The organism is Corallococcus exiguus (genome assembly GCF_009909105.1).
Taxonomy (GTDB): Bacteria; Myxococcota; Myxococcia; order Myxococcales; family Myxococcaceae; genus Corallococcus; species Corallococcus exiguus.
In genome coordinates this window covers 84,231-110,331 of the sequence record NZ_JAAAPK010000015.1, presented here as the reverse complement: position 1 = coordinate 110,331, position 26,101 = coordinate 84,231, and the positions used below count along the sequence as shown (strand labels likewise).

Genomic DNA, 26,101 nt, shown 5'->3' with positions numbered 1-26,101 from the left:
AGATGAACACCCACATGCTCGCCCAGCTCCTGGTCCAGCTCATCGTCATCATCGCGGTGTCCCGGCTGATTGGCCGGGGCGCTCGCTGGCTGGGGCAGCCCCTGGTCATCGCGGAGGTGGTGGCGGGCATCGCGTTGGGCCCGTCGCTCCTGGGCTGGCTGGCGCCGGATGCCATGCACTGGCTGTTCCCGCCGGAGTCCATGCCGTTCCTGAAGATGCTGGCCGAGGTCGGCCTGGTGCTCTTCATGTTCCTGATTGGCCTGGAGCTGGATCCCAAGCTGCTGAAGGGGCGGGGGCACGCGTCGGTGGCCATCAGCCACTCCAGCATCGTGGTCCCGTTCGCGCTGGGCGCGGCGGCGGGCGCGCTGTGGCTGTACAAGTCGCTGTCCAGCCCGGACGTGCCGTTCTCCTCGTTCGTGCTGTTCATGGGCGTGTCCATGAGCATCACGGCCTTCCCGGTGCTGGCGCGCATCCTCACGGAGCGCGGGCTCATGCATTCGAAGCTGGGTGCCATCGCCATCGCGTGCGCGGCGGTGGACGACGTGACGGCGTGGTGCATCCTGGCGTTCGTGGTGTCGCTGGTGCGCGCGTCGGACCTGGCGCAGGCGGGGCTCACCACGTTGTTCGCGCTGCTCTACATCGCCTTCATGCTGCTGCTGGTGAAGCCGTTCCTCGCCCGGCTGGGCGCGCGCGTGGCCAACCGCGAGGGGCTCACCCAGAACGTGGTGGCCATCACCCTGGTGTTGCTGCTCGGCTCCGCGTGGACCACGGAATACATCGGCATCCACTCGCTCTTCGGCGCCTTCATGTTCGGCGCGGTGATTCCCAAGGAGGGCGGGCTGGCGGTGGCGCTGGCGGAGAAGCTGGAGGACGTGGCCGTCGTGCTGCTGCTGCCCGTGTTCTTCGCCTTCAGCGGCCTGCGCACGCAGCTGGGCCTGTTGGACACCCCGGAGGCGTGGCTCACGTGCGGCGTCATCATCGTCCTGGCGTGCCTGGGCAAGTTCGGCGGCAGCGCGGTGGCGGCGCGCCTCACGGGCCTGCGGTGGCGGGAGGCGGGCGCCATCGGCATCCTGATGAACACGCGCGGCCTGATGGAGCTCATCGTGCTCAACCTGGGCCTGGACCTGGGCGTCATCTCGCCCACGCTCTTTACGATGATGGTCATCATGGCGCTGGTCACGACCTTCATGACCACGCCGTTCCTGCGCCTGCTGTATTCGCCGGAGGAGCAGGCGCGCGACCAGCTGCTGGGCGCGCCGGAGCCTGCGCTGCCCCCGTCCGCGTACACGGTGCTGCTGTGCGTGTCGCACGGGCAGGCCGGTCCGGGCATGGCGGTGCTGTCCCGCGCGCTGTCGGGCGAGCGCAACGAGGCGAACCTCTACGCGCTGCACCTCCTGTCCCCAGAGCGCTCGCTCAAGGCCCGAGGGGAGGAGGCGCTGGATCCCACCGCCGCGTCCAGTGGCGCGCTGGCGCCCCTGGTGGGACGCGCGGAGAAGCTGGGGCTGTCCGTGCGCACGCTGTCGTTCGTGTCGTCGGAGCCCGCGCGGGACATCTGCCGCACGGCGCAGGCGAAGCGCGCGGACCTGGTGCTGCTGGGCTGGCACAAGCCGCTCTTCAGCCAGACGGTGCTGGGCGGCACGGTGCACGAGGTGATGCAGGAGGCGGGCGGCACGGTGGCGGTGCTGGTGGACCGCGGCCTGTCGCAGGTGCGCCGGGTGCTGGTGCCCTTCGTGGGCAGCCGGCATGACCGGGCGGCGCTGGGCCTGGCGCGGCGGCTGGTGAAGCAGGCCGGCGCGGAGGTGACGGTGCTGCACGTGACCTCTCCCGAGGGCTCGGGCGCGGGCCGCGCGCAGGTGGAGGAGCTGTTCCCCGCGGACGAGGGCGCCTCCGTGAAGCTGAAGGTGGTGCGCCACGCGTCGCCGGAAGAGGCAGCGCTGGAAGAAGTGAAGGCGGGTTACGACCTCGTCGTGGTGGGCCTGGGGACCGAATGGGGCCTGGAAGACCGGTTGTTCGGCGTTCAGCGCGAGCGAATCGTGCGCGACGCGCCCGCCTCGCTGCTGCTCGTGCGTCACCCGGAGGGGGCGCCGGTGCTGGCCCAGACTCCGGAGCAGGCCCGGACGCAGGGCGCGACTCCAGAGGCGGCGCAGCCGCTGAGCGCGCGGAGCTGACCGCCATGCACCTGGGTGCCACGCTGCGTCTCCTTCGGGTGGACGCGGGGTTGTCCCTGCGCGACCTGGCGCGCCGCATCGGCGTGTCCAGCGCGTACCTGAGCCGCGTGGAGAATGGCGTGGACGCGCCGCCCACGCAGGAGCGGCTGACGGCCATCGCCCGGGAGCTGGACGTGCCCCCGGGGCTGCTGATGGACGTGGCCAACCGGGTGAGCCCGTACGTCGCGGGCTACCTGGAGGACGTGCCCGCCGCGGGGACGCTGATGTTGGACATCGCGCGGCGCAAGCTCACCGGCGCGCAGCTGGCGCGCGTGCGGGCCTTCCTGGACGCGGAGTTCCCCCTGCGTGAGGTGCGCGGCAACGAACCCGTGCCCCCGCTGGGGCCGCTCCTGAGCGCGGAGCGGGTGGTGTTGCAGCTCTCCTGCGGGGACTACGAGGACGCGCTGGACGTGGCGGCCGGACGGCTGGCGGCGGCCCTGCCCGGCGTGGACGGGGCGGCGCTCGCGGAGGGCCTGCGCCAGCGCGAGGGCACGGCCCCGTCCCAGGTGGGCAGCGGCGTGGCGGTGCCGCACGCGTTCGTGCCCGGCGCGGCCCCGGTGGCGGCGCTGGTGACGCTGGCCCGGCCCCTGAAGGTGGACGCGCCGGACGGCCAGCCCCTGCGGCTGGTGGTGGCGCTGGTGGACGGCCACGTGGGCCGCGCGAGGCTGATGCGGCTGGCGCACGTGGCCCGGCTCGCGGGGCGCGGCCTGGCGGACCGGCTCCACGGCCTGGAGGAACCCCAGCGGGTGCTGGAGACGCTGGAGGAGCTGGAAACGCTGCGCTAGCGCGCCTTCAGCGCCCCTGGGGCACCCAGTGCTCCCAGGGGCCCAGGTCGCGGTAGCCCAGGTGGCGGTACACGCGGATGCCCGCCGGGGTGGACTGGAGCACCGTCGCGGTGCACCCGCGCTTGCGGGCCTCGGAGATGATTCCGCGCATCACCGCCGACGCGAGCCCCAACCCCCGGGCCTCCGGGTGGGTGGCCACCAGGTACACGCCCGCCGTGTCCGCCACGTCCACCGCCAGCCCGCAGGACAGCGCCCGGCCGTGCTCGCGCGCCACCACGGTGTGCACCGGCAGGCGGGGCGGCCGCTGCCACACGGAGAGGATGTCCCGCCACTCCGTGCCGTAGGTCTGGACGTTGATCTCCACCAGGTCGTCCATGTCCTCCACGGGCTCCACCGGCACCCCGGGAGCCACGTCCGGCAGCTCCTTCAGCCAGGCGCCCATGGCCACCACGGTGAAGTCCGGCCGGTAGCCCGCGGCGCCCAGCACCCGCGTCGCGTCCCGCTGCCCCGGCGTCAGGGTGACCCGCCAGCGGGGCAGCCCATGCCCCCGGTAGAAGTCCGTGATGGCCGGCAGCGCGGCCGCCAGCGCGTCCGCGTCCGTAAAGAGGACCTGCTGGAAGTGCGCGTCCTGGTATCCAGGCAGCGCGAACGCGTCCACGCCGGGGAGGTGCAGGTGGCGCAGCGGGCCGCGCTCGGCCTGGAGGCGTTTGAAGGCGATGAGGTTGGTGTGCAGGCGCAGGGTGAGTTCGGCATCCGTCATGCGTGCCGGCCAGCCTATGCGCGGGGACGACGGCCAAAGAACAGCCCCAGAGGAAAGGACGCGCACACCGTGCGCCAGGGGGTTAGGTTTCCATCCCTTTTGGGCCCGCCACCATGACCCCGCGCTTCTTCTCGTTCGATCCACGTCCCACCCGAATCGGCCTCACCCTGGGCGCGTGCCTCCTGGCGGTCCTCACCGCCTGGGCCCTGGCGGACTACCGGGGCGGCGGGGGGCTGGTCGCCATGGCGCGGGCCGGCATCAGCGCGGGCCTGATGTTGACCTTCCTCGTCTCCGTCCACCGCCTGCGCCCTCGCGCGCAGTGGGGCATCACCCTGGACGCCGCGGGCGTGCGGGTGGCCCGGCCCTTCAGCGGCCAGTCGTTGGAGTTGCACTGGGGACAGATTGATTCCGTGCGCCGGGTCGGCCGCAAAGGGAGCGTGCTGGGCCTGTTCCTCAAGGAAGAGGGAAGGGTGCTCGTCACGCGACATCTTTTCGCCCGCAAGGCTGTTTATGAAGAGTTGATCTCGGCGCTGGAGGACCGCCTCCCGCCCTCGCGTTTTGACGCCTGATTCATGAATCTTTCCGCAGCCTTGCGTGGGCTCCCGGAGCTTGTCCGGGATGCCCGGTGGTGGTAGGCACAACGGGCTTGAGCCCTGTCGCAACGGCAGCCTTTCCCAAGGACACGCTTCACATGGAAAAGACCCCCGCTACCGGTGTCGCGCCGGCCGCGCCGCCCGCCGATTATGGGACGGACGCCATCACCAAGCTCGAAGGGCTGGAGGCCGTCCGCAAGCGCCCCGGCATGTACATCGGCGACACGATGACCTACGGGCTCCACAAGCTCGTCTACGAGGTCGTCGACAACTCCGTGGACGAGGCCCTGGCCGGCCACTGCACCGACATCGACGTGGTCATCCACGTGGACGGCTCGCTCAGCGTCCAGGACAACGGCCGCGGCATTCCCGTGGGCCCGCACCCCGACCCCAAGTTCAAGGGCAAGGACACGCTGGAAGTCGTCCTCACGGAGCTGCACGCCGGCAGCAAGTTCGGCAACGGCGCGTACAAGGTGTCCGGCGGCCTGCACGGCGTGGGCGTCACCTGTGTGAACTTCCTGTCGGAGTGGTTCAAGGTCCGCGTCCAGCGCGCCGGCAAGGTCTACGAACAGTCCTACGCGCGCGGCGTGGCCAACGGTTCGCCCCAGGAAGTGGGCACCACGGACAAGCTCGGCACGACCATCCACTTCAAGCCGGACACGCAGGTCATGGAGACGGTGGACTTCAACTTCGAGACGCTCAGCCAGCGCCTGCGCGAGCTCGCGTTCCTCAACGCGGGCCTGCACATCACCATCCGCGACGAGCGCACCCAGAAGGAGCACGACTTCAAGTTCGACGGCGGCATCTCCTCCTTCGTGGAGTACCTCAACAAGGCGAAGGAAGCGCTGCACGACAAGCCCGTCTACATCAAGTCAGAGCGCGAGGGCGTGTCGCTCGAAATCGCCATGCAGTGGAACGATGGCTACGACGAGCGCATCTTCACCTTCGCCAACAACATCAACACCCACGAGGGTGGCAGCCACCTGTCCGGCTTCAAGGCCGCGCTCACGCGCACGCTCAACAGCTACGCGGAGAAGGGCAGCCTCTGGAAGGACCTGAAGGAGACGCCCACGGGTGAGGACGCGCGTGAAGGCCTGTCCGCGGTCATCTCCGTGAAGCTCTCCAACCCCCAGTTCGAGGGTCAGACGAAGACGAAGCTGGGCAACAGCGAGGTGAAGGGCCTGGTCGAGCAGATGGTGAATGATCAGCTCGCCAGCTTCCTGGAGGAGAACCCGCCGCTGGCCAAGAAGGTCGTGGTGAAGATTGGCGACGCGTGCCGCGCCCGCCTCGCCGCGCGCAAGGCCCGTGAGACGGTGCGCCGCAAGGGCGTGCTGGACGGTGGAGGCCTTCCCGGAAAGCTCGCGGACTGTCAGAGCCGCGACCCGCACGAGAGCGAGCTGTACATCGTGGAGGGTGACTCCGCAGGTGGCTCCGCGAAGCAGGGCCGTGACCGGCGCAACCAGGCCATCCTCCCGCTGCGCGGCAAGATCCTGAACGTGGAGAAGGCGCGCTTCGAGAAGATGCTGACCAGCGCCGAAATCGTCACGCTCATCACCGCGCTGGGCACGGGCATCGGGGCGGAGGACTACGACCCGGAGAAGGCGCGCTACCACCGCATCATCCTGATGACGGACGCAGACGTGGACGGCAGCCACATCCGCACGCTGCTGCTCACGTTCTTCTACCGGCAGATGCGCGAGCTCATCGACCGGGGCTACGTCTACATCGCGCAGCCGCCGCTCTACAAAGTCACGCGCAACAAGAAGGACAGCTACGTCAAGGACGAGCGCGCCCTCAACGAGTACCTGCTGAAGATCGCCGCGGAGCACTGCCGGGTGAAGACGCCGGCCGGTGAGCTGGGCGGCAGCGACTTCAAGGCGCTGCTGGAGAAGGTCATCACCTACGAGGAGCGGCTGGAGAAGCAGGCCAAGCGCCGCGACGCGCGCATCGTGGACGCGCTGGTGCAGGCCACCCAGCTGCGCGCGGAGATGCTGGCGGACGAGGCCGCGGTGAAGGTGGAACTCGACGCCATGCGCGACTACTGCCAGCGGCGCATGCCGGAGGTGATGGGCCGGCTGTCCACCGACCTGCCGCAAGACGCGGAGAACCAGTCCCGCAAGCTGGTGGTGACCACGGACGTGAACGGCTCCATGCGCGAGTCCGTGTTCGACCACGCCTACCTGTCCTCGCCGGAGTACCTGGAGCTCGTCGCCCTGCGCGAGGTGTTCCACTCGCTGGGCAAGGCGCCCTACCTCGTCCAGGTGGACGCGGGCGAGGTGTCGGCGTTCTCCGTGCAGGAGGTGCTGGCCGCGGTCCGCAAGGACGCGCAGAAGGGCCTGGGCCTGCAGCGCTACAAGGGTCTGGGCGAGATGAACCCGGAGCAGCTCTGGGAGACGACCATGGACCCCACCCGCCGCACGCTGCTCCAGGTGCGCGTGGAGGACATGGTGGAGAGCGACGAGATCTTCTCGCTGCTCATGGGTGAAGCGGTGGAGCCGCGCCGCGAGTTCATCGAGCGCAACGCGCTGGACGTGCAGAACCTGGACATCTGAGGTTCGCCACACGCAGTGCCTGAAGCACTACGCCGGGCCCCGGGGACAAAGACCCGTGGGCCCGGTGCCGTTTTCGGCTCCGCGCCCACGTGCCCTTCCCATCCTTTTCGAGCCGGGCCGCGGAAGTGACGCACGGCGGCCCCCGTGAGCCCTTACGGAAGGAACCTGGCAACCAGTGACCAGCGCGAGGACGCCCCCGCGCGCATGTTGAGGATGGCGGTGATGCCGATGACGCCCGCCATGGCGGCGAGGTTCGCGATGCCGCCCACGTCCAGCGCCCGCATCGTCTTCGCGGCCTTCTCCGGCGTGCTGGCGGTGGGCGTGAGGCCGGTCTCCACCGGGACGGCGCCCTCGGGGGCCTGCTTCGCCAGCCAAGCCCCGCCGAAGACGTTGGCCGCGCCCAGCGCCACGGTGGCGCCCAGCAGCACGTCCTTCGCGATGACCAGCCCGCGCGTGGTGCGGTCGATCTCCCGGCCCGTCAGCCGCGAGCGGCCCACCAGCCAGGTGATGGCCGCCAGGCCCACGGACGCGGCGTTGACGATGTTGAAGCCGTTCCACGCGGCGTTCACCACCTGTCCCCGCTCCGCGTGGGAGCCAATCACCTTCACGGCGGGGTTGAGTGCCACCTTGCCGAAGAGCGAACCGCCGAACCCCACGGCGAGCCCCAGGTTGTGCAGCACCAGGCCGGTGGAGGACAGGACAGGCATCATGAACGGACTCCAGAAGAGAAGAAGTGGATGTCCGTCAGGGTAGGCACTGCCCTTTCGCGCGGGACTCGCGCGTCAGGGGGGCACTGGGGAGTGGATGCGACGGCCGCCTGCTGGACGTGCTCCCGGGCGGGGGCCCGGGTGCCTGTCCGCTACCGCTCGGAGCGCTTGGCGCCGCGCAGCGCCTCCGCGCGTTCCTTGCGGGACATGTTCGTCACGTCGACGATGTCGAAGTCGAGCGCGCCCTGGTTGTCCCCCAACTGCAGGTCGGGGAAGACGCAGCGCAGGTCCTCCACGCCGGACACCTGGTAGCGCTTGCCCGTCTCGAAGAGGCGGTGCGAGCTGCGCACGGACCCGGCCTTGGGGCCCTTCTCCACGCACAGCACCGTGTGCACACGGCCATTGGTGCCGGAGCGCACCTCCGCGAAGTCGTCGCGCACGGTGAAGGCGTAGGTGGACTTGGGGTTGAGGCCGCGCAGGTGCATCTGGTGCTGGGGCTTCACAACCAGGGCGTTCTTCTCCGGCTCGAACAGCACGGAGCGGGGCGGGATGTACGCGGACTGCCGCAGGTGCACGCGGATGGAGCCGCGGTTGTCCTCGAGGCCGGTGTCGTCCAGGGCGAAGAAGTGGAGCTTCTTCGCGCCCTTGAGGGTGCGCGGCGCGCTGCTGATGAAGCCCACGGTGTTGTCCGCCGGCAGGTCGCCTTCCGCGTAGTAGACGAGCGTGCCGGACGCGGTGCCGTCGCCGTCCGCGAACGCCGCGCTGCCCTCGGTCCACACGGAGTACGCGGCGCCGGGCGACACGTCGATGGTGGCCGTGGGGTACTCCGGCAGCGGCAGCGCGTTGTACATGGGGCGCAGCACCAGCAGGCGCGTGGGGTAGTCCGCGCGCCGCATGTCGCGGTCCTTGTCGTTCGCCAGCGGGTCGGCGGCGGGCTCGGTGGACCCGGTCCCCGCGTCCGTGGCGGCCAGGCCTCCGTCCAGATCCAGGGAGGTGCCCGCGTCCTCGCCAGCATTGACCGCGGCGACGACGGCGCCCGTGCCCGCGTCCGTGGCCTCAGCGCCCGCGTCGAGCTTGTTGGAGGTGGGAATCTCCGACGCCATCTGGCTGGTACCGGGCGCCACCTCCAGCTCCGCCTTGACGTGGACCTCCGCCTGGTTGGGCGTGAAGCGCCGCGTCCAGGCGCGGTAGCCCGGTCTGGTGACGACGATGGTGTGGGGCGTCCGTTGATCCGCGCCGATGATGCGGCTGGGCGTGTTCCCCACCGGCCGGCCATTGACGACGACGGAGGCGCCCTCCGGCTTGGAGGTGATCCACAGGACGACGGGCTCGTTGGAGACGTCGCCCTCCTCGGCCGGGGACAGGAAGTGGATCAACAGGCCGATGACGAGCAGCACGCCGGTGATGCCGAACACGAGCATGCTCAGCTGGCGCACCTGCTTCGTGCGCTTGCCCTCGCGCTCGGAGGCCTCGGCGGCCAGCTTGTCGCGCGCGTCGTCCGCCGTGGTGCGGGCGCGCGGGGCCTGCATCTCCTCGGGCTCGGGCGGCTCGGGCGGTCGCGGCGATTCCGGCGCGATGGCCGTCTCCACCGGCGTGTCATGCGGCGCGGCCAGCGTGGGCAGCGCCCGGGGCATCGCCGTGGGCTCCGTGCCACCGTCGGTGTCCGGCTCGGAGGCAAGCTCGGGCGGCAGGGGGCGGCGGCCGGTGCCGGTGTTCTCGCGGGTGCCCCCTGGCGTCGTCACGCGGCGCACGCCGGTGGTGCTCCTGCGCACGGCGGTGGCCTGGGTGGCCGAGCGGCGCGGGGCGCCATCCGTGGAGGGGCGCAGGCCGGGTGAGCTGCCGGAGGCGCGCACGCCGGGGCTGGAGGGCCGCGCCACGCCCGGGCTGGACGGGCGGGACACGCCGGGGCTGCCGGGGTTGGACGACCGGCCGTTGCTGGACGGCATCCGCGCGCGGCCCTGGGACGGCTCCGACGACGGCGACTGCCACGCGGCCAGTTGCTCCTTGAAGCCGGGCGGCAGCTCCACCTTGCGTCCCTCGGCGGCCAGCTCCTCCGCGAAGAGGTACGTCATGAGCTGGCTCAGCATCGTGGGCGTGAAGCGCGGCGTGTCCCGGTAGAGCAGCTCCACCGCGGACTCGCTCAGGTCCTTCGCCGTCTGGTAGCGGGCCTCGCGGTCCACCGCCATGGCGTGCGCGACGATGGTCTCCAGGTCCTCGCCAATGGCCGGGTTGACGGCGGACGGGGGCAGGCAGTCGCCCTGGATGATGCGGGGCAGCACGGTGACGAACTCGCCCTCGAAGGGGCGCCGGCCGCAGAGCATCTCGTAGAGGACGATGCCCGCCGCGTACACGTCCGTGCGCGCGTCCAGGTCCTGACGGCCCTGGGCCTGCTCCGGGGAGAAGTAGGGGTACTTGCCCTTGAGCGTGCCCGGCGACGTCCGGGCCTCCACGACGCTCGTGGCCTTGGCGATGCCGAAGTCGATGACCTTGACCTCGCCCTCGTAGGAGATGAGGACGTTGTCCGGGGACACGTCGCGGTGGACCAGGCCCAGCAGCTGGCCGTCCTCGCCCACGTGGCGGTGCGCGTAGTCCAGGCCCTCGCACAGCTTGCCGGCGATGTGCAGCGCCAGCGGCTGCGGGAAGAAGCCGATGCCCGCGCGCGACGCGCGCCGCAGCACCTTCGACAGGGGCTGGCCGTGCACCAGCTCCATGGCGATGAAGTACTGCCCGTCCACCTCACCGAAGTCGAAGACCTGCGCGATGTTTCCGTGCGTCAGGCCCGCTACGAGGCGCGCCTCGCCGATGAACATCTCCACGAAGTCGTGGTCGTCCACGAAGTGCGGGAGGATCTGCTTGATGACGCAGGGCTTGGTGACGCCCATCGCGCCCGTCATACGCGCGCGGTAGGTGACCGCCATGCCTCCCGCGGCAAGCTTGGAGACCAGGACGTACTTGCCGAATTGCTGGGGACTGGGTTCTGCCACGGGCGGGGAGGCGAGGCCGGGTTTGGGGAAGCCCCAGCATACTCGCCTTCCACCGAAAGTCCCGACCGCGCTCGCATGGCATGCGAAGATTTCGCTCCGGGTGCTGTCCGGCCAGGAGCGGACGTCCTGGTGGGTCGGAACGGCCCTCGGGAGTGACGCGATGTCCCAGGTGGGTGGGAGGGGGATGTGAGGCGGACTGTTGCGCCGGTTCACACTTCTTCACGCTGCTTCGTTCAGCGCATTCCGGGGGCGGGGTTATCACCTGCGCCATTCCGGGCTTCGGTCCGGGGTGGGAGGGGTGGAAGGCCGCTCCCAGGGAAGCGAGATGACGGTCATGGGGCATGGGCGCCCGGTGTGGAGTGCGCGAGCCACCTTCGTGGTGGTGCTGGGGCTATGGCTGGCCTCGGGGCCCGCGCGGGCGCAGGACGGCGGCGGCTGGCTGTCCGCCTTCGAGCTGCTGGCGAGCAGTCCCGAGCTGGGCGGGAGTGACATCCCCCGGGACGTGCCGAAGCGCCGGGCTTCGGGCGCGTCGGTGGTGCCGCCGGAGGTGATGGCCCGCGTGCTGACGGAGGAGGGGCCCCGGCCGGTGCCCACGGCGTCCGCGGCCGAGTCCGGCCCGGTGGTGGCGCCGGAATCTCCGGGTGCGATGGAAGGCGGCCGGGTGTCGGAGCCGCGTGTGCGCCTGACGGAGGACGCGCCGAGGCCGCCGCTCAAGGCGCTGCCGGTGGCGGTCGCGGTGGTGCCGGGGTTGCTGCTGCACGGGTTGGGTGCGTGGACGGCGGGGGATTCCGTGACGGCGCGAGGCCTGTTCGCGGCGGAGGCGACGGGGCTGGGGTTGATCGCCGCGGGGCTGGTGCCCATCGCGTTGACGGGCGCGTCGCGAAAGACCATCGGGCCGCTGTACGCGGTGACGCTGACGGGGGCGGGGGTGTTCTCGCTGTCGATGCTGGCGAACCTGTACGCGGTGACGTCGCCGGCGTTCGACCCGGGGCGGGTGCCGGACACGCTGCCGCCGCTGGAGCTGGACCTGGGCTACCAGTACGTGCACGACGCGACGGCGGACTACCGGAACTTCTTCGCGCTGGGCGCGGTGGCGCGCCTGTCGAGGGTGCGGCTCCAGGCGTCCGCGCGGCTGGCGCCGGACGAGGGCAACACGTTGATCCGCGCGGGCGCGGCCTACCGGCTGTGGGGCGCGCCGGAGCGGACGCCGGGACTGGGGGACGGGACGTCGTTGGACGTGGAGGGCATCGCGACGTACCACCGCTACCCGACGGAGGGCTTCACGCTGGGAGGCGGGGAGGTGGGGCTCAAGGGCCGCTACGCGATGGAGCGCTTCGGGCCGCGCTTCGCGGGCTCGTTCGTGGAGGGCGGCGTGGGGCTGTCATTCCAGGGCTACAGCTATCCGGGGCGCGTGGACGACGACAACCTGTACGGCCAGCTGCTCTACACGTTCGGCTACGGCGTGTGGCTGGGGCGGGGCGGGCCGCTGCGAGGCGAGGCGGTGCTCTTCTACGACCACCGCAAGGACGGACTGGTGGGAGGGCTGCGAGGCCGGGGCGGCGGGATGATTGGTTCGTTCGGCCTGAAGGGGCGCGTGCTGGTGACGGAGCGCTGGGGCGTGGCGGCGGAGGCGCAGGCGGGTGGCGCGCTGATGGGGCGGGTGTCGCTGGTGTACGCGGTGGGAGGTGACACGTGAGCGGAGGACTTCGTGCACTGGGCGCGCTGGGCCTGACGGCGGCGCTGTTGACGGCGGGCTGCGTGCGCCCCAGCGAGGACCGCGCGGTGCGGGACACGCGCGTGGGCCAGGCGGAGGCGGACGCGCTGACGGTGGAGGTGGAGGGCGGGCTCGCGTCGGTGCGGACGCTGGCGTCTGGGACGCTGGAGTTGTGGGGGCAGGCGCCGGTGTTCACCACGAAAGTCACCGCGGGCGCGGATGCGCGGACGGACTGGCTGTTCATGGTGCACAACGCGATGCCGGACGCGGTGCTGGACGCCGTGGACGAAGCGGGCACGCTGCTGACGGTGGTTGCGATGCCGGACGCGCACCCGACGGTGAAGGCGTGGCGCGTGGCCCTGCGGACGGGGACGACGATGCGGCTGACCGTGGCGCCGCCGGACTGGGACGTGCGCGAGCCGTTCCGGTTCGCGGCGCTGGCGGACGTGCAGGAGGCGCTGTCGAAGGTGGGGGACGTCTACGCGCGGCTGAACCAGGACCCCACGTTGCGCTTCATCTTCTTCGCGGGGGACCTGACGGAGTACGGGACGCGCGAGCAGCTGGAGGAGTTCCAGCAGCGGCTGGAGGCGGGCTCGCGGATTCCCCTGTTCGCGACGCTGGGCAACCACGAGACCTTCACGGACGACGCGCGCGAGTACCAGCGGCTGGTGGGCCGGGGCAGCCAGCACTTCACCTTCCATGGCGTGCACTTCAGCCTGGTGGATTCCGGCAGCAGCACGGTGGATCCGATGGTGGAGGAGGCGCTGGACGGTTGGTTGGAGGAGGCGCGAGACGCGGTGCACGTGGTGGCGATGCACATTCCGCCGTTGGATCCGATTGGGGTCCGGGGTGGAGGCTTCGCGGTGCGCAACGAGGCGGCGGGGCTGGTGGGGAAGATGGCGCGGGCGGGGGTGGACCTGACGCTCTACGGCCACATCCACTCCTACTATTCGTTCTCGAACGCGGGCATCCCGGCGTACATCTCTGGAGGGGGCGGGGCGATTCCGGAGCGTTTCGACGGGGTGGGCCGGCACTTCCTGGCGGTGGACGTGGATCCATCGGCGGGTGTGCGAGAGGTGGGGCTGGTGCGGGTGGATTGATCAGCGCCAGAGCCCTTGGGGCCTTGACGGTGGCTGCGGGGCCGACTTTCCGGCCGGTTAGAAGACCCCCTTGAAAGGGCACTGAACATCTGGGCAGATAGGCGGCGTTCAACGACGCCTTGTGAGGAGGCCTGTCCATGTTCGAAACCCCCGAGAACGATTCCATCTCCCCCGCGCTGCGCGCGCTGCTCGAGTTGTTCGCCACGGACCTGGCGGACGTGAAGTTCCCGGACGTGGACACCGCGGTGCTGGGAGAGTCCGCGGCCCACGTGCGTGAGAAGGCGGAAGCAGTGGCCCGAGCGCAGGCGGCGCTGGACGCGGCGAGGCACGCCCTGAACGAGAGCCAGGAGTCGCTGCTCCAGAAGGGTCAGCGCGCGTTGGCCTACGCGAAGGTGTTCGCGGAGGACGACGGAGAGCTGGGAGCGAAGCTGGAGGCCATCCACCTGCCGCGTCCGGTGCGCAAGGCGGGCCAGGCCCAGATGGAGCCGGTGGGCGCTGCGCCGGGCAACGACGACAACGCCCCGCGCCGCCGCGGCCGTCCCCCCAAGCTGCGCCCGGTGGCCAACCTCTTCACGGACGGCAACGGCCCGGACGGCGCGCAGGACGAGGCTGTCGCAACGCTTCAGTCGTAGCCCGCGATAAAGAAGACCGCGTGCCCCCGTACGGCGTTCCGGGAGCACGCGGTCCATGTTCACCGAAGGGCTAGTTCTTCGGGAACGAGGTCCAGCCGGCCAGCCAGTTGGTGGTGCCCACCGCGCCGACGAAGCGCGCGCTGGTGTCGAAGCCCGCGCCCGGGGTGGCCGCGTTGTCCGGGTTCAGCGCCGGGGAGCCCGTCGCCGGGGTGAAGTTCGGGGCGTCCAGGTTCAGCGCCGCCGTCAGCTGCGGATCCAGGACCTTGTTGCTCAGGCCCGAGGCCAGCACCTTCTCCGCCTCCACGAACTTGCTCACGTCCGGGTCCGTCACCGCGCCCGACGCGTCCTTCTTCGGGTTCGGCGCGTTCGGGATGGAGACCGTGTCACCTTTGTTGGACCAGAAGAACGTGTTCTGGATGGAGAGCTCCGGAGTGGCCGCGTTCCACAGCGCCGCGGAGGCCGTGCCGTCCACGTCGACCGCCGAGTCCGCGAAGTTCGCCACGATGACGTTGCGCAGCAGGCCGCCCGCGCCCGTGTTGAACACCAGGCCCTCCTGCGCCGGCGTCGTGCCCGCCGCACGGCCGGAGCCGATGAACGTCGCGTTCCAGATCTCCGGCACCGTGTGCGGCTGCGCGCCGTTGTCGTTCTTGTTGCCGGACGCCTCGATGCCGCGGTTGCCCACGACGGCGTTCTGCTGCACCACCAGGAACTGCACCTTGCCGCGCCAGCCCAGGTCGTAGTCCAGGCCGTCGTCGTCCGGCTGGCTGATGACGATGTGCTTCAGGCCCGCCGTGCCACCGAACATCTCCACGCCGTCGTCGGCGCCCTTGTGCACCTGCACGTAGTCGATGTCCGTCGCCGTGCCGCACGCGCCCGTCGTCAGGCCGTTGAGCTCGTTGTCCTCGGCCAGCTCGTAGCCCGCGAACTCGATGCGCGCGAACTTCAGCTTGCCGCAGTCGTGCGCGTCGTCCTGACCGCCGTACTTCGTGCGCGTGTCACCGCTGGTGGCGAAGAAGCCCTCGATGGTGTTCTCGCCGCCGGCCACGTTGATGCGCGCCTTGCCCAGCAGCACCACGCCGCCCCAGTCACCGGCCGCGCGCGTGCCCACCGCCTGCGAGCTGGTGAAGACGATGGGCTTCTCCGCCGTGCCCACCGCGTTGATCTTCGCTTCACGCGTGATGACCAGCGCGCTGCCCGTGTCGCCCTTGACGGTGACGCCCGGCTCGATGGTGAGCGTGCCGCTCTCCACGAACACGTAGTCCTTCAGGGTGTACGTCGTGCCGGCCTTCCACGTCGTGTCGCCCTTGATGCTGCCCTTCACGTCCTGCTCGGTGGCCTGCGGATCACCGCCGCCGTCCGGGGTGTTGTTGGGCTCGTCGTCGCCGCAGCCGGAGAGCAGCGCGATGCTGGAGAGGGTGAGGACGGAGGCAAAGAGGCTCTTCATGTTGGATACGTCCTTTCAGGGGAATGGGAGCAACTACAGGGCCCAGCCGAGCGACGCGGTGAACGCCACGCCGGGCTTGTACGTCTGCACCGTCACGTCTCCCTGGCGGAGGGTGACGGATGCGTTGAGGAGGTTCGCGGCGGTCAGCTTCAGCTGCGTCGCGCCGAGCTTCTGGGTGAGGCTGATGTCCACGCGGTGGAAGGGCCGCTCGTACACATCCGGCAGGCCCTGCACGCCGACCTCGCTGATGCGCTGGCCGTACACGTTGTAGAGCACCGCCACTTCGGTGCCGCTCTCCGGCCGCTCGTAGCCCACGTTCACGTTGACCACGTAGGGAGACTGGCCCTGGAGCGGACGGTCCTTGTTCGTCTGCGCGCCCAGCGCGGAGTCACCCAGGTCCACCTGCGACTGGATGAGCGTGAGGTTCGCGCCCACGCGCACCGGACGCAGCGCGGGGCTGAAGCGCGCCAGCGACGTGCGCGCCTCCAGTTCCACGCCGAAGCTGTCCGCGCCCGCCGCGTTCTCGAAGCCCAGGTCGCCCGAGTCCGGGTTGCGGATGACGCGCTCGATGGGGTTCTGGAAGCGCTTGTAGAAGGCGCTCGCGGCCAGCACGTCGTTCTCGCCCACGAACCACTCGGCGCGGAGGTCCACGTTGTGGATGCGCGTCTCCAGCAGGTCGGGGTTGCCGGACACGTTCCGGCGGCGCACGAAGTCGAAGAAGATGAAGGGCGCCAGCTCGCGGAAGGTGGGCCGCGCCAGCGTGTAGCTGTAGCCCGCGCGCAGGTTCACTTCCGGCGACAGCGCGTACGTCGCGTTGAGCGACGGCAGCACGTCCAGGTAGTTCTGGTCCGCGCCGCCGGAGTCGCTCTCCATGCCGGTGAAGGGGTCCTTGAGCGTCAGCTGCTGGTTGGACGCCTCCAGGCGCACGCCGCCCACCAGGCGCAGCGGATCCACGGGCTTGTAGTCCGCGGACACGTAGCCGGCGTAGACGCCCAGGAAGGCGTTGTAGGCGTCATCCGCGCGCGTCGTCTCACGCACGGTGATGGAGGTGCCCACGTTGTCCGGCGAGAAGAGCTGCTCGGGGGACTGGGTGCGGTCCACCGGCTCCTCGGTGAGCAGGTAGCGGAAGCGGCGCGCGTTGAAGTCGCGGAAGGACACCTGGGTGAGACCGCCCACCTTCAGACGGAAGTCGGAGGTGAAGGGCAGGGTGAGGTTGAGGCTGCCGCCGGTGGACGTCTCGCCCAGTTCCGCGAAGAAGCGCTCGCCGCTGTTGGGCTGGTTGGGGAAGGACAGCTGCGCGTCCGGGTTGTTGAGGGCGGCGCTGTAGAGCGTGTCGCGCGTGTCCGGCTCGTCGCGGTCCACGCGGGAGATGTTGGCTTGCCAGTCCACCTCGGAGTCGCCCAGCAGTCCCAGGCGGTGGAAGCCGCGCAGCTGCGTGAAGGACAGCGCGCGGGTGATGAACTGGAGGCGGGTGCTGGCGTAGGTGTCACCGCGCACGTTGTTGTTGCCGTTGGCGGTGTACGTGCGCGTGTCGGTGCCGCGCGTGTAGAGGCTGAAGAGGGTCAGCTCGTTGTCGCGGTCGAACTGGTAGCCCACGCTGGCCAGGCCGCTGAGGTTCGCGGTGGAGAAGCCCTGCGTGGTGCGCGCCACGTCCTGGGAGATGAGACTGCCGGACTCGTCGCGGGCGGCGCGGGCGAAGTCACCCGTCTGCACGCCGTCTCGGTGGCCGTAGTTGACGGTGGCCAGGTAGCCCAGGCGCTGGTTGCCGAAGCGCAGCGTGTCACCCAGGGACGCGCCCAGGCCCATGTTGGGGACGGCGCGCGTGGTGCGGCGCTCCCAGACGTTGGTGAAGCTCTCCCACTGGCTCTCCAGTTGCTGCGCTGACTCGCCGCCCGCGCCCAGGCGGTGGTCGCGGGGGAGCGCGTCCGGCAGGGCGCGGTCGGAGGAGGCGAAGCCCAGCGTCTCGCCGAAGCCGCCCTGCGCCTGCGAGTTGCGCTCGCGGAAGGTGGTGACGGTGTCGCCGCCCAGGGTGAGGCGCGGCTTGAACTCGAACTGGGAGGGGTAGGTGTTGGTCTCGATGAGCAGCGTGCCGCCGCCGAAGGTGCCCGGCAGGTCCGACGTGTAGCTCTTCACCACGTTGAGGTTGGCCAGCAGGCTGGTGGGGAACAGGTCCAGCGGCACGCTGGGCTCGTCCGGCTCCGGGCTGGGCAGGAGCGCGCCGTTGAGGAGCGTGGTGGCGTAGCGGCCACCCAGGCCTCGCAGCAGCACGTAGCGGCCGTCCACCACCGTGGCGCTGACCACGCGCTTCACGGCGTCACCGGCGCTGGAGTCCGGCGTGCGGGCAATCTCCTGCGCGCTGATGGCGTCGGAGACGGCGGCGGCCTTCTTGCGGTCCTGGAGCAGGGCGCCTTCCGCGCGGCGGTCGGAGCGGGCCTCGACGACGACCTCCTGCACCGCGCCCACGTCCGCGCTGAGCGCGACGTCCAGCTTCGTGGCCTTGCCCTTCGTGACGATGACGCCCGTGATGCGGCGGCCCTGGTACACGTCGTAGAAGGCGCGCAGGTCGTACTTGCCCGGCGGCAGCGCCAGCCGGTAGTTGCCGTCCAGGTCCGTGAGGGCCTGCTTGTCGGCGCCCGTCACGACCTTCACGGTGGCCTCGATGAGGCCTTCACCGTTGGCCTCGTCCGTCAGCCGGCCGTAGATGCCGGTGAAGCCCGGGGGCGGCGCGGCGGACTCGGCCAGGGCCTCATCGCCCATGGCTGCCTCGTCGGAAGCCGTGGCCTCGTCCGAAGGCGTGGCGCCGTCAGCCGGCGTCTCGGACTGCGCGGCGGCCGGAGCCGAAGGAGCCACGGGCTGACCGGCCTGCGACGGCGTGAGGTTGCCGGGCTGGCCGGCCTGCACGGGCGCGTTTCCTGGCTGCGCGGCCTGCGACGGATCCGCGTTGCCGGGCTGCGTGGGGAGCGGATTCGCGGCGCTGCCGGGCTGCGTGCCCAGGGACGGCGCGGGGCTGGTGGGCAGCGCTCCGTCCGGCTGCGACGGGGCGGAAGGGGCGGGCGGGGTGCCCGGCGGAGGGGGAAGCTCTCCGGCCGGCTGCTGGCCCGGGGAGGCGGAGGGCGAAGGCGCGGCGGGCGCGGAGGACTCCGCGCCGGGCGCCTGCGCGAAGGCAGGCAGGGTGATGAGCACGAGTGACGCCACGCAGGCGCGCACGAAGCTTGTACGAGACAACACGGCTCTCCTTGCCGACAGCGACGCGCACTCAACGCGACGCCCGTGGCATTGGGATGAAGGGTTTGTGACGTCTGTGGCGGTGGCGGGAAAACTCGGCGTCACGAACCGCGCGCGGCTTCACGAGCCGCGCGCGGGGCGCCTGGAGTCAGTCCGCCAGTCGTTCCGGCAGCACGGCGACGGTGATGTTCCCGCCCCGCGCCAGGTCCAGCACTTCCATCGCACTTCCGTACGGCACCGCGTCGCTCGCGTCGAAGAAGACAATCTTGTCCGCGCGCGCGTTCAACATGCGCTGCAGGCGGACCACCACCTGGTCGCGCGGAACCTCTTCGTGGTTGATGCGCAGCGTGCCGGCCTTGTCCACCGTGAGCACCACCGGCGGCTTCGCGTCCGGAGGAGGAGGCGGGGTGTCCTCCTTCTTGTCCGGCTTCGCGGGCACGTTCATCCACAGGTTCTTGGTCATCAGCGGCGTGACGACCATGAAGATGATGAGGAGGACGAGCACCACGTCCACCAGGGGCGTCACGTTCATCGTGGGGCGGACGCCGCCGCCCTTGTTGCCACCGACGTCGAAAGCCATGGCGCGTGCCTTCCCTTCAGTTCTTCTTCCGGTCGATGACCTGGAGACTGATGCCCGGGAACCCGATGTCCTGCATCGCCTTGAACACGCCGCGCACCTGCGCGTACGCCACGCCCCGGTCCGCCTTGAGCACCACGGGCGCGTCCGGCTTCGCCTGGTGCAGCGCCTTGAGCTCCACCACCAGCGCGTCCCGGGTCAGCTGCTTGCGGTCCAGGTAGAACGACCCGTTGGACGCCAGGCTCACCGTGGTGGGCTCCAGGTTCTTGTTCTCTGGATCCGGGTTCATCGCCGCGGGCAGCTCCACCGCGGCGCCGGCCTCCAGCTGCGGCGTGACGACCATGAAGATGATCAGGAGGACGAGCACCACGTCCACCAGCGGCGTCACGTTCATCTCCGGCGTGAGGCTGCTCTTACGCGTGGCCGACATCGCCCGCCTCGGTCCGCGTGGAGACGACGTCGGAGCCCGTCGCGTGCGCGCCGCCGTGGGCCGCCACCGCGCGCTTGTCGCCGGACATGTCCTCCAGGTGGTCCATGAACTCGCTGCGGGCCTGCTCCAGGGAGAGCAGCAGCGCGTCCGCGCGGGTGGACAGGAAGTTGAACATCAGCACCGCGGGGATGGCGACCAGCAGGCCCAGCGCCGTGACGACGAGCGCCTCGGCGATACCGGCGGACACCGCGCCCAGGCCACCGGAGCCCTCCTTCGCGATACCGGCGAAGGCCTCGATGATGCCCACCACCGTGCCGAGCAGACCGACGAACGGCGCCACCGAACCCACCGTGGCCAGCACCGACATGCCCCGGCGCACGTCCGCGGTGATGCGCTCGTTGATGCGCACCAGGTCGCGCCGCGTGAGCTCCACCGGGCCCAGCTTCCCGGCGGGAGCGCGGGACCTGGCGAGGAACGTCTTCATGCCACCGCCCAGCAGCATCGCCAGGTGGCTGCTCTTGCTGCCGTCCGCCTCCTTCACCAGCGCGTCGTGCTGCTGCTGCGCGAGCAGCGGACCGGCGCGACCCGCGAACTGGCGGGACGCGGCGCGCGAGCGGAAGAAGACGAACAGGCGCTCGAAGAACACCGCCAGCGACGCGACCGCGAAGGCGATCAGCGTCCAGGCGATGCCCAGGGCGAAGACGCCCATGTGCGCGTAGATTTCCTTGAGATTGAAGTTCATGGCTGTGGCTTTCCGAAGGGGGAGGAAGGCGTCAGGACTTGAGGCGGAACGGGACCTTGAAGATGCGGAAGACGGCGGTCGGCTGACCGGACACGACGGCGGGCTTGAAGCGCCACGTGCGCGCGGCGGCCAGCGCGGCGCTGGCGAAGGGCTCATCGCCGCGCATCACCTTGAGGCCGGTGACGCGGCCGTCGACCTCGACGACGCCCTTGAGGATGACCATCCCCTCCAGCCCCTTGGAGCGGGCGTCGGCGGGGTACTCGGGGATGAGGTTCGAGGCCAGCGGCTCCGGCGGCGTCCCCGCCTCCGGGAGGTTGATGGGCTGCGCGCGGCCACCACCGATGGCCATGCCCTCGCCGCTGCCGGTGCCACCCACCACACCGCCAGGGACGAGCGTGCCCGTGCCACCGACGGCCATGGGCGCCGCGGCGACGACTTCCTTCTCAGCTTCAGGCGGCTTGTCGAGCGGCACCGCGTCCGGCGCCTTCAACGGCGCGGGAGCGACGGTGGGCATCGCCGCGGGCGGAGGAGCGGCCTTGGCGACAGGCGGCGCGGCGCGAGGAGGAGGCTTCGCGACGGGCGGAGGCGGGGGCGGCGGCTTCACCTCCACGACGGGAGGCGGCGGAGGGGGAGGGGGACGGAAGACGACGTCCACCTTCTTCTCCTTGATGACTTCCTTCACCGTGTTGGCCGCGGTCATCGCCGCCACGGCGATGAGTCCGAAGACGGCGACCGACGCGGTGGTGGAGAGCGCGAACCGCCGGGCGGCGGGGGCGCTGGAAGCGCTGTCGAACGTTTCGAACATGACGGGGACGCATATAGCGACACCGTGTGTCACGAAGGTTCAGGCTCCGTGACACTTTGCCCCCGGCCTTGTTTCGATTGGGTCACGAACCGCGAGCGTTCAAAAATCCGCGCGGCAGGTGAGTCACGGTCTTGTCGGAAATCACCGCCGTGGGCGTTCCGTGACGCCGCGTCTGCCACAACAGCGCGATCAGCAGCACGGAGTACGCCACCGCGAACGGCCGGAAGAGCAACACGTGCCGGGCCCACTCCGCCCCCAACACCGCGTCGGAAACGACCATGCCGATGAGGGCCACTCCGGCCACGCACGCCTGCCCCAGGCGCGAGCGTCCCTCCAGCGCCGCGCGGATCACCGGCCATGCGAGCAGGTAGTTCGCGCGCCACGCCAACGGTGACAAAAGCGTTACGCCCAGGCAGCAGAACGCGAGCAACTCCACCGGACCGGGCCGCGCCCACACGAGCGCGCCGATGAACAGCCCCATCGCCACGACCTGCGCCGCGGTCATCGCACCCGCGGGAGGCAGCGACTCTGGAGGCAGCACCAGTGACAGCAGCAGCGTGGGCAGGCCCTGTGGGTTGTGGCCCAGCGCCCACGGCGGCGTGGTGCGCGCCAGGATCTCCGTCCAGTCACGCAGCTGTGACAGCGTGCCCGTCCAGCCGTAGCGGCCCAGCGTGGGCAGCACCAGCAGGACGCCGAAGAGGGCGGTGGTCCCCACCACGCGCCAGTGACGGCGCGCCAGGAAGAACAACCCCAGCAGCGCGGCCGGAGGCTTGAGCAGGCACGCCACGGCGAAGGCCGCGCCGGGGCCCCACGTGCGGCCCCGCTCGGCACCCACGGCCGCGAGCACCAGCAGCCACAGCAGCACGACGTCCACCTGGCCGTAGAAGATTTCGAAGGAGAACGCGGGCAGCAGCGCGGCGGTGGCGAGCACCGGAGCCCACGGCCACGGCGTCGCCTCTCCATCCTTGGGCACCGCGCGACGCGTGAGCACGGACACGGCGCCGAGCGCGAGCACGGAGCCCAGGTTCCACAGCGCCACGGCCGCGCGCGGCGGCACGGCGGTGAAGGGCAGGAACAGGGGCGCGGTGACGGGCGCGTACTTGAACGGCATGGTGCCGTCCTCGGCGCGGTAGAGGTCCGTGCCCTCGCGGAAGCGCTCCGCGGCGGTGAGGTAGACGCGGAAGTCCGCGCCGCGCCGGGGATGCTGCCCCACCGCCACGGCCGCCACGGCGAGCACCAGCAACAACGCCCACTCCACCTTCAGGGACGCGCGTTTGCGGGCGGGCTCAGCGGTGCTCATTCACGGACCGGGACACGGAGGGGCGCGCACCATTCCACGCGGGGGCGCCCCGCCGCAATCACAGGCCGTAGGCTTCCAGCAGCCGCAGCCACACCTCGCTCACGGTGGGGTACGACGGCACCGCGTGCCAGAGCGTGTCCAGCGGCACCTCGCCCGCGACGGCGATGGTGGCCGCGTGGATCATCTCGCCCACGCCCGGCCCGGTGAACGTGGCGCCCACGATGACCCGGCGCTGCTCGTCCACCACCAGCTTGGCCGTGCCCTTGAGGTCCTTGCCCATGACGGACGCACCGGCCACGTCGCCCAGCTCGTACTGCACGGTCTTCACCGGCACGCCTGCCTTGCGCGCCTGGTCCTCGGTGAGGCCCACGCTGCCCACCTGCGGGTGCGTGAAGATGACCTGAGGCGTGGCCTTCGCGTCCGCCCACGCCTTCGCGGGCTTGCCCAGGAGGACGTCGCCCAACAGCCGCGCCTGGTACTTGCCCATGTGCGTGAGCATGTTGCGGCCGTTCGCGTCGCCGCACGCGTACAGCCAGCCGCCGTCCACACCCGTGGCGCGGAGCTGATCATCCACCTCGATGGTCGCGCCGGGCTTGAGCCCCACCGTGTCCAGGCCCAGGTCGTCCGTGCGAGCGGTGCGGCCCATGGCGACGAGCAGCGCGTCCGCGCGCAGCGTGTCCCCGCCGGTCAGCGTGATGGTGTATTCGCCCTGGGCTCCGGAGCGCTGCACCTTGGTGGCCTGCGTCTCCAGCAACACGCGCACGCCGGAGTCGCGCAGCGCCTCGGCCACCTGCTCGCTGACGAAGGGTTCAAAGCGCTTGAGCACGCGGGGCCCGCGCTGCACCAGCGTCACCTCCGAGCCCAGCTCGCGCCACGCTTGCGCCAGCTCCACCGCCTCCACGCCGCCGCCCAGCACCACCAGCCGGCCCGGCACGGCCTTGGCGCCGGTGCCCTCGCGGTTGTCCCACGGCCTGGAGTCCTTGAGGCCCGCGATGTCCGGCAGGCGCGGCGTGCTGCCCGTGGCGATGACGACGGCCTGCTTCGCCTCCATCTCGCGCACCTTGCCGTCCTTGCCCGTGACGGCCACCTTGCGCGGGCCCGTGAGCCGGCCCTTGCCGCGCACCACGGTGAGCTTCGCGCCCTCCGCCCACTTCACCTGGGACCTGTCGTCGTAGCCGGACACCATCTGGTCGCGGTGCTTGAGCACGGCGTCCGCCTTGAGCGGGCCCTGGATGAGCTCGCGCACGCCGGGCGTGTGCTTCGCCAGCCACAGCGTCTCGCCGGGGTGCAAGAGCGCCTTGCTGGGCATGCAGGCCCAGTAGGAGCACTCGCCGCCCAGGAGCTCGTGCTCCACCAGCGCGACCTTCAACCCACCCGCCGCCGCGCGCGCGCCCGCGTTCTCTCCCGCGGGACCCGCTCCAATCACCACCACGTCGAAAGTCTCGGCCATGACCCCTCCCGCCCCCTGCTTGCCCCGGGACGGCCGCCCCGCCAATCCGACTGGCGCCTCGCGTCGGATGGTGGATGGAGCGGCTGGTCACCAGAGGACAGCACCGCCTTTCGTCAGGACCTGGAAGGCCCCCGCGTCAGGGGGCGGACGGATGCGTGTGTTCCCCGCGTCCGGTGGATGGTCCGCGCGTCGGGTGCGCGGCGGGAGGTGTGCCATGGGACGTGTCGCCAAGGTGGTCTCGGTCCGCTCCGCGGGGTCGCGCTTCTAGCGTCACCGGCGGCGTCCAGCGCCCGTCCGAAGGCAGCGCCCTGGTGCGCGCTGTCGCGGCCGTGGAGGACGCCTCCGACGTGAGGTCCAGACGGCGTGTCCGCGCGGTGTCGTTCGCGTGCACACCCCGGCCGTGCTCCGGCACGGCCCGCAGGAATCCGTCTTCGTTCATGTCCTCTTCCAAGCATCGCCGTACCCGCACGTCCCTCCGGCGCTCGGGCTCCTCGCTGTTCCATTCCGAAGCTCCGTCCGCGCGTCACCTGCGCGTCCAGTCCACCCTCTCCGAGGACGTCTCGCTGCTCTTCCGGAGCGAGCTGTCCGACCCCATGCTCGAAGGCGTCGCGTTGACGTCGTGCGAGCTGTCCCCCGAAGGCCGCACCGTGCGCATCGGCTACTCGCTGCCGCACGACGCGAACCCCGCCACCGTGAAGGAGGCCCTCGCCCGAGCGGAGGGCTTCCTGCGCTCGCGGCTCGCGCAGCACCTGAACCTCAAGCGCACCCCGCACCTGCGCTTCGTCCTCGTGGGCACCGCCCCACGCACCGAAGCCGAGGACGGAGAAGGGGGTGACGCATGATGCCCCGCGTCCTCGAAGTTCCACCGGGCGCGGTGCCCCTCCTCGCCTGGGCGCGCACGGTGCCCCCGGCGGCCTTGAGGCAGCTCCAGCAACTCGCCGCGCAACCCTACGTCACGGAGCACGTGGCGGTGATGCCGGACGTGCACCTCGCGTCGGGCGTGGCGGTGGGCACCGTCTTCGCCACGGAAGCCCACGTCGTCCCCGGCGCGCTGGGCAACGACCTGGGCTGCGGCGTGAGCGCGCACCGCTTCGCCTTCCCCGCCGCTTCACTCTCGCGAGCGGACCTGGAGCGGCTCCTGTCCCAGCTCGCCCGGGTCATCCCGGTGGGGGACGCGGTGCACCGGGGGCGAGGCCTGTCCCTGCCGCCGGGGCTCGAAACTCCTCCGCTGTCCACCCAGAAGCTCGCGCATGCCTGGGAGCGACTGGCGCCGCGTCACCTGGGCACGCTCGGTGGGGGCAACCACTTCCTGGAGCTGGACCGCGATGGGGCGGGGGACCTCTGGCTGCTCCTCCACTCCGGTTCGCGGGGCGTGGGGGGCGCCGTGGGGGAACACCACCAGCGCGTGGCCCAGGTGCTGGGACAGGGCACGCCGCCCGCGCTCGACACCCGCACCGAAGCGGGCCGGGCCTGCGTGAATGACCTGGACCTGGCGTGCCGCTTCGCCCGAGCGAACCGGGACCAGCTCGCCGCCCGGGCCCTGGCGGTGCTGGCGGACGTGCTCGGCGTGGCCCCGGACCCGGACAGCACCGTGGACGTGCACCACAACCACGTCGCCACCGAGACGCACTTCGGCCGCGCGCTCTGGGTCCACCGCAAGGGCGCGGTGGGGCTGGATGCCGGAGCGCGGGGGCTCATCCCCGGCTCCATGGGCACGGCCTCCTACGTCGTCGAAGGGCAGGGGGAGCCCCGCGCCTTCCGCTCCTGCTCCCACGGCGCGGGTCGCGTGCTCACCCGCACGGAGGCCCGGGCTCGCATCCGCCCGGACGCCCTGGTCCACGCCCTGCGCCGCGTGGTGTTCGACCCGGGCCGGACCCACGCCCTGGTGGAGGAGGCCCCCGCCGCCTACCGGGACCTCACCGAGGTGCTGGAGGACGAGGCGGAACTCGTGACGCCCCGCGTCCGGCTCACGCCCCTGGCCGTGCTGAAGGGCTGAAGAGGGGCCTCAGCTGTCGGGTGGATGACAGCCCGTCCCCCCGGCAGCCTCCGAGGTGTCGTCCGGAGAGAGTGATCCACCCCCCGCACTCCATGGAC

Annotated in this window: 20 protein-coding genes; 9 read left to right on the top strand and 11 right to left on the bottom strand. The window is 71.0% G+C overall.

What is annotated here, in order from left to right; genetic code table 11:
* Positions 1–2: 2 nt before the first annotated feature.
* Both GTZ93_RS38575 and GTZ93_RS38570 read left to right on the top strand, forming a co-directional pair.
* Positions 3–2,168, top strand: a complete 2,166-nt coding sequence (locus tag GTZ93_RS38575; RefSeq protein ID WP_139920233.1) for a cation:proton antiporter domain-containing protein — start codon at positions 3–5, stop codon at positions 2,166–2,168.
* Positions 2,169–2,173: 5 nt separating this feature from the next.
* Positions 2,174–2,992 carry a helix-turn-helix domain-containing protein gene (locus GTZ93_RS38570; protein ID WP_120579787.1) on the top strand — a complete coding sequence of 273 codons (819 nt, stop codon included), beginning with the start codon at positions 2,174–2,176 and terminating at the stop codon, positions 2,990–2,992.
* Positions 2,993–2,999: 7 nt separating this feature from the next.
* Here GTZ93_RS38570 and GTZ93_RS38565 read toward each other — a convergent pair whose 3' ends face one another.
* Positions 3,000–3,752, bottom strand: coding sequence for a GNAT family N-acetyltransferase (locus tag GTZ93_RS38565; protein WP_139920231.1), 753 nt, complete (start codon positions 3,750–3,752; stop codon positions 3,000–3,002).
* A 113-nt stretch (positions 3,753–3,865) separates the two neighbouring features.
* Here GTZ93_RS38565 and GTZ93_RS38560 point away from each other — a divergent pair, with 113 nt between their 5' ends.
* Together GTZ93_RS38560 and gyrB are read left to right on the top strand one after the other, a co-directional pair.
* Complete coding sequence (locus GTZ93_RS38560; protein ID WP_120579789.1) at positions 3,866–4,321, top strand: hypothetical protein; 456 nt, start codon at positions 3,866–3,868, stop codon at positions 4,319–4,321.
* Between the two features lie 122 nt (positions 4,322–4,443).
* A complete protein-coding gene (gene gyrB, locus GTZ93_RS38555; RefSeq protein WP_139920229.1) occupies positions 4,444–6,897 on the top strand; it encodes a DNA topoisomerase (ATP-hydrolyzing) subunit B in 2,454 nt (817 codons plus the stop codon).
* Positions 6,898–7,049: 152 nt separating this feature from the next.
* On the opposite strand, the gene GTZ93_RS38550 is transcribed toward gyrB, so the two are convergent.
* Entirely contained in the window at positions 7,050–7,607 is a 558-nt protein-coding gene (locus GTZ93_RS38550; protein WP_120598198.1) for a hypothetical protein, read from the bottom strand.
* 149 nt (positions 7,608–7,756) lie between these two features.
* Positions 7,757–10,588: a serine/threonine-protein kinase gene (locus GTZ93_RS38545; protein ID WP_139920227.1), complete on the bottom strand. Its 2,832-nt coding sequence runs from the start codon at positions 10,586–10,588 to the stop codon at positions 7,757–7,759.
* Positions 10,589–10,913: 325 nt separating this feature from the next.
* On the opposite strand from GTZ93_RS38545, the gene GTZ93_RS38540 reads away from it, so the two are divergent.
* The 3 genes from GTZ93_RS38540 to GTZ93_RS38530 all read left to right on the top strand — a co-directional run bounded on the left by GTZ93_RS38540 (position 10,914) and on the right by GTZ93_RS38530 (position 14,034).
* Positions 10,914–12,284 (top strand): undecaprenyl diphosphate synthase family protein, encoded by a 1,371-nt coding sequence (locus GTZ93_RS38540; RefSeq protein WP_257979338.1) that lies wholly within the window; start codon positions 10,914–10,916, stop codon positions 12,282–12,284.
* Positions 12,281–13,402: a metallophosphoesterase family protein gene (locus GTZ93_RS38535; protein WP_315967413.1), complete on the top strand. Its 1,122-nt coding sequence runs from the start codon at positions 12,281–12,283 to the stop codon at positions 13,400–13,402. The genes GTZ93_RS38540 and GTZ93_RS38535 overlap by 4 nt, the downstream gene beginning before the upstream one ends.
* 137 nt (positions 13,403–13,539) lie before the next feature.
* Complete coding sequence (locus GTZ93_RS38530) at positions 13,540–14,034, top strand: hypothetical protein (protein WP_121761068.1); 495 nt, start codon at positions 13,540–13,542, stop codon at positions 14,032–14,034.
* Between the two features lie 70 nt (positions 14,035–14,104).
* Here the strand turns inward: GTZ93_RS38530 and GTZ93_RS38525 are convergent, their stop codons facing one another.
* The 8 genes from GTZ93_RS38525 to GTZ93_RS38490 all read right to left on the bottom strand — a co-directional run bounded on the left by GTZ93_RS38525 (position 14,105) and on the right by GTZ93_RS38490 (position 24,007).
* Positions 14,105–15,478 carry a hypothetical protein gene (locus GTZ93_RS38525; RefSeq protein ID WP_139923564.1) on the bottom strand — a complete coding sequence of 458 codons (1,374 nt, stop codon included), beginning with the start codon at positions 15,476–15,478 and terminating at the stop codon, positions 14,105–14,107.
* 33 nt (positions 15,479–15,511) lie between these two features.
* The gene (locus tag GTZ93_RS38520) at positions 15,512–18,706 is read right to left on the bottom strand and encodes a TonB-dependent receptor domain-containing protein (protein WP_161663311.1); all 3,195 of its coding nucleotides are present in this window, start codon (positions 18,704–18,706) and stop codon (positions 15,512–15,514) included.
* Between the two features lie 145 nt (positions 18,707–18,851).
* Entirely contained in the window at positions 18,852–19,283 is a 432-nt protein-coding gene (locus tag GTZ93_RS38515) for an ExbD/TolR family protein (RefSeq protein WP_121782288.1), read from the bottom strand.
* Positions 19,284–19,299: 16 nt separating this feature from the next.
* Complete coding sequence (locus tag GTZ93_RS38510) at positions 19,300–19,710, bottom strand: ExbD/TolR family protein (protein ID WP_120599766.1); 411 nt, start codon at positions 19,708–19,710, stop codon at positions 19,300–19,302.
* Positions 19,694–20,452 (bottom strand): MotA/TolQ/ExbB proton channel family protein, encoded by a 759-nt coding sequence (locus GTZ93_RS38505; RefSeq protein ID WP_139924058.1) that lies wholly within the window; start codon positions 20,450–20,452, stop codon positions 19,694–19,696. The genes GTZ93_RS38510 and GTZ93_RS38505 overlap by 17 nt, the downstream gene beginning before the upstream one ends.
* A gap of 31 nt (positions 20,453–20,483) precedes the next feature.
* On the bottom strand, positions 20,484–21,257 hold the full coding sequence (locus tag GTZ93_RS38500) for an energy transducer TonB (RefSeq protein ID WP_121761064.1): 774 nt from the start codon (positions 21,255–21,257) through the stop codon (positions 20,484–20,486).
* Positions 21,258–21,339: 82 nt separating this feature from the next.
* Positions 21,340–22,557, bottom strand: coding sequence for a glycosyltransferase family 87 protein (locus GTZ93_RS38495; protein WP_233597068.1), 1,218 nt, complete (start codon positions 22,555–22,557; stop codon positions 21,340–21,342).
* Between the two features lie 58 nt (positions 22,558–22,615).
* Positions 22,616–24,007, bottom strand: a complete 1,392-nt coding sequence (locus GTZ93_RS38490) for a dihydrolipoyl dehydrogenase family protein (RefSeq protein WP_139923987.1) — start codon at positions 24,005–24,007, stop codon at positions 22,616–22,618.
* 437 nt (positions 24,008–24,444) lie between these two features.
* On the opposite strand from GTZ93_RS38490, the gene GTZ93_RS38485 reads away from it, so the two are divergent.
* Positions 24,445–24,849 carry a ribosome-binding factor A gene (locus tag GTZ93_RS38485; RefSeq protein WP_180946046.1) on the top strand — a complete coding sequence of 135 codons (405 nt, stop codon included), beginning with the start codon at positions 24,445–24,447 and terminating at the stop codon, positions 24,847–24,849.
* The gene (locus GTZ93_RS38480; RefSeq protein ID WP_139917541.1) at positions 24,846–26,003 is read left to right on the top strand and encodes an RtcB family protein; all 1,158 of its coding nucleotides are present in this window, start codon (positions 24,846–24,848) and stop codon (positions 26,001–26,003) included. Before GTZ93_RS38485 ends, GTZ93_RS38480 begins: the two co-directional genes overlap by 4 nt.
* Positions 26,004–26,101 lie beyond the last annotated feature (98 nt).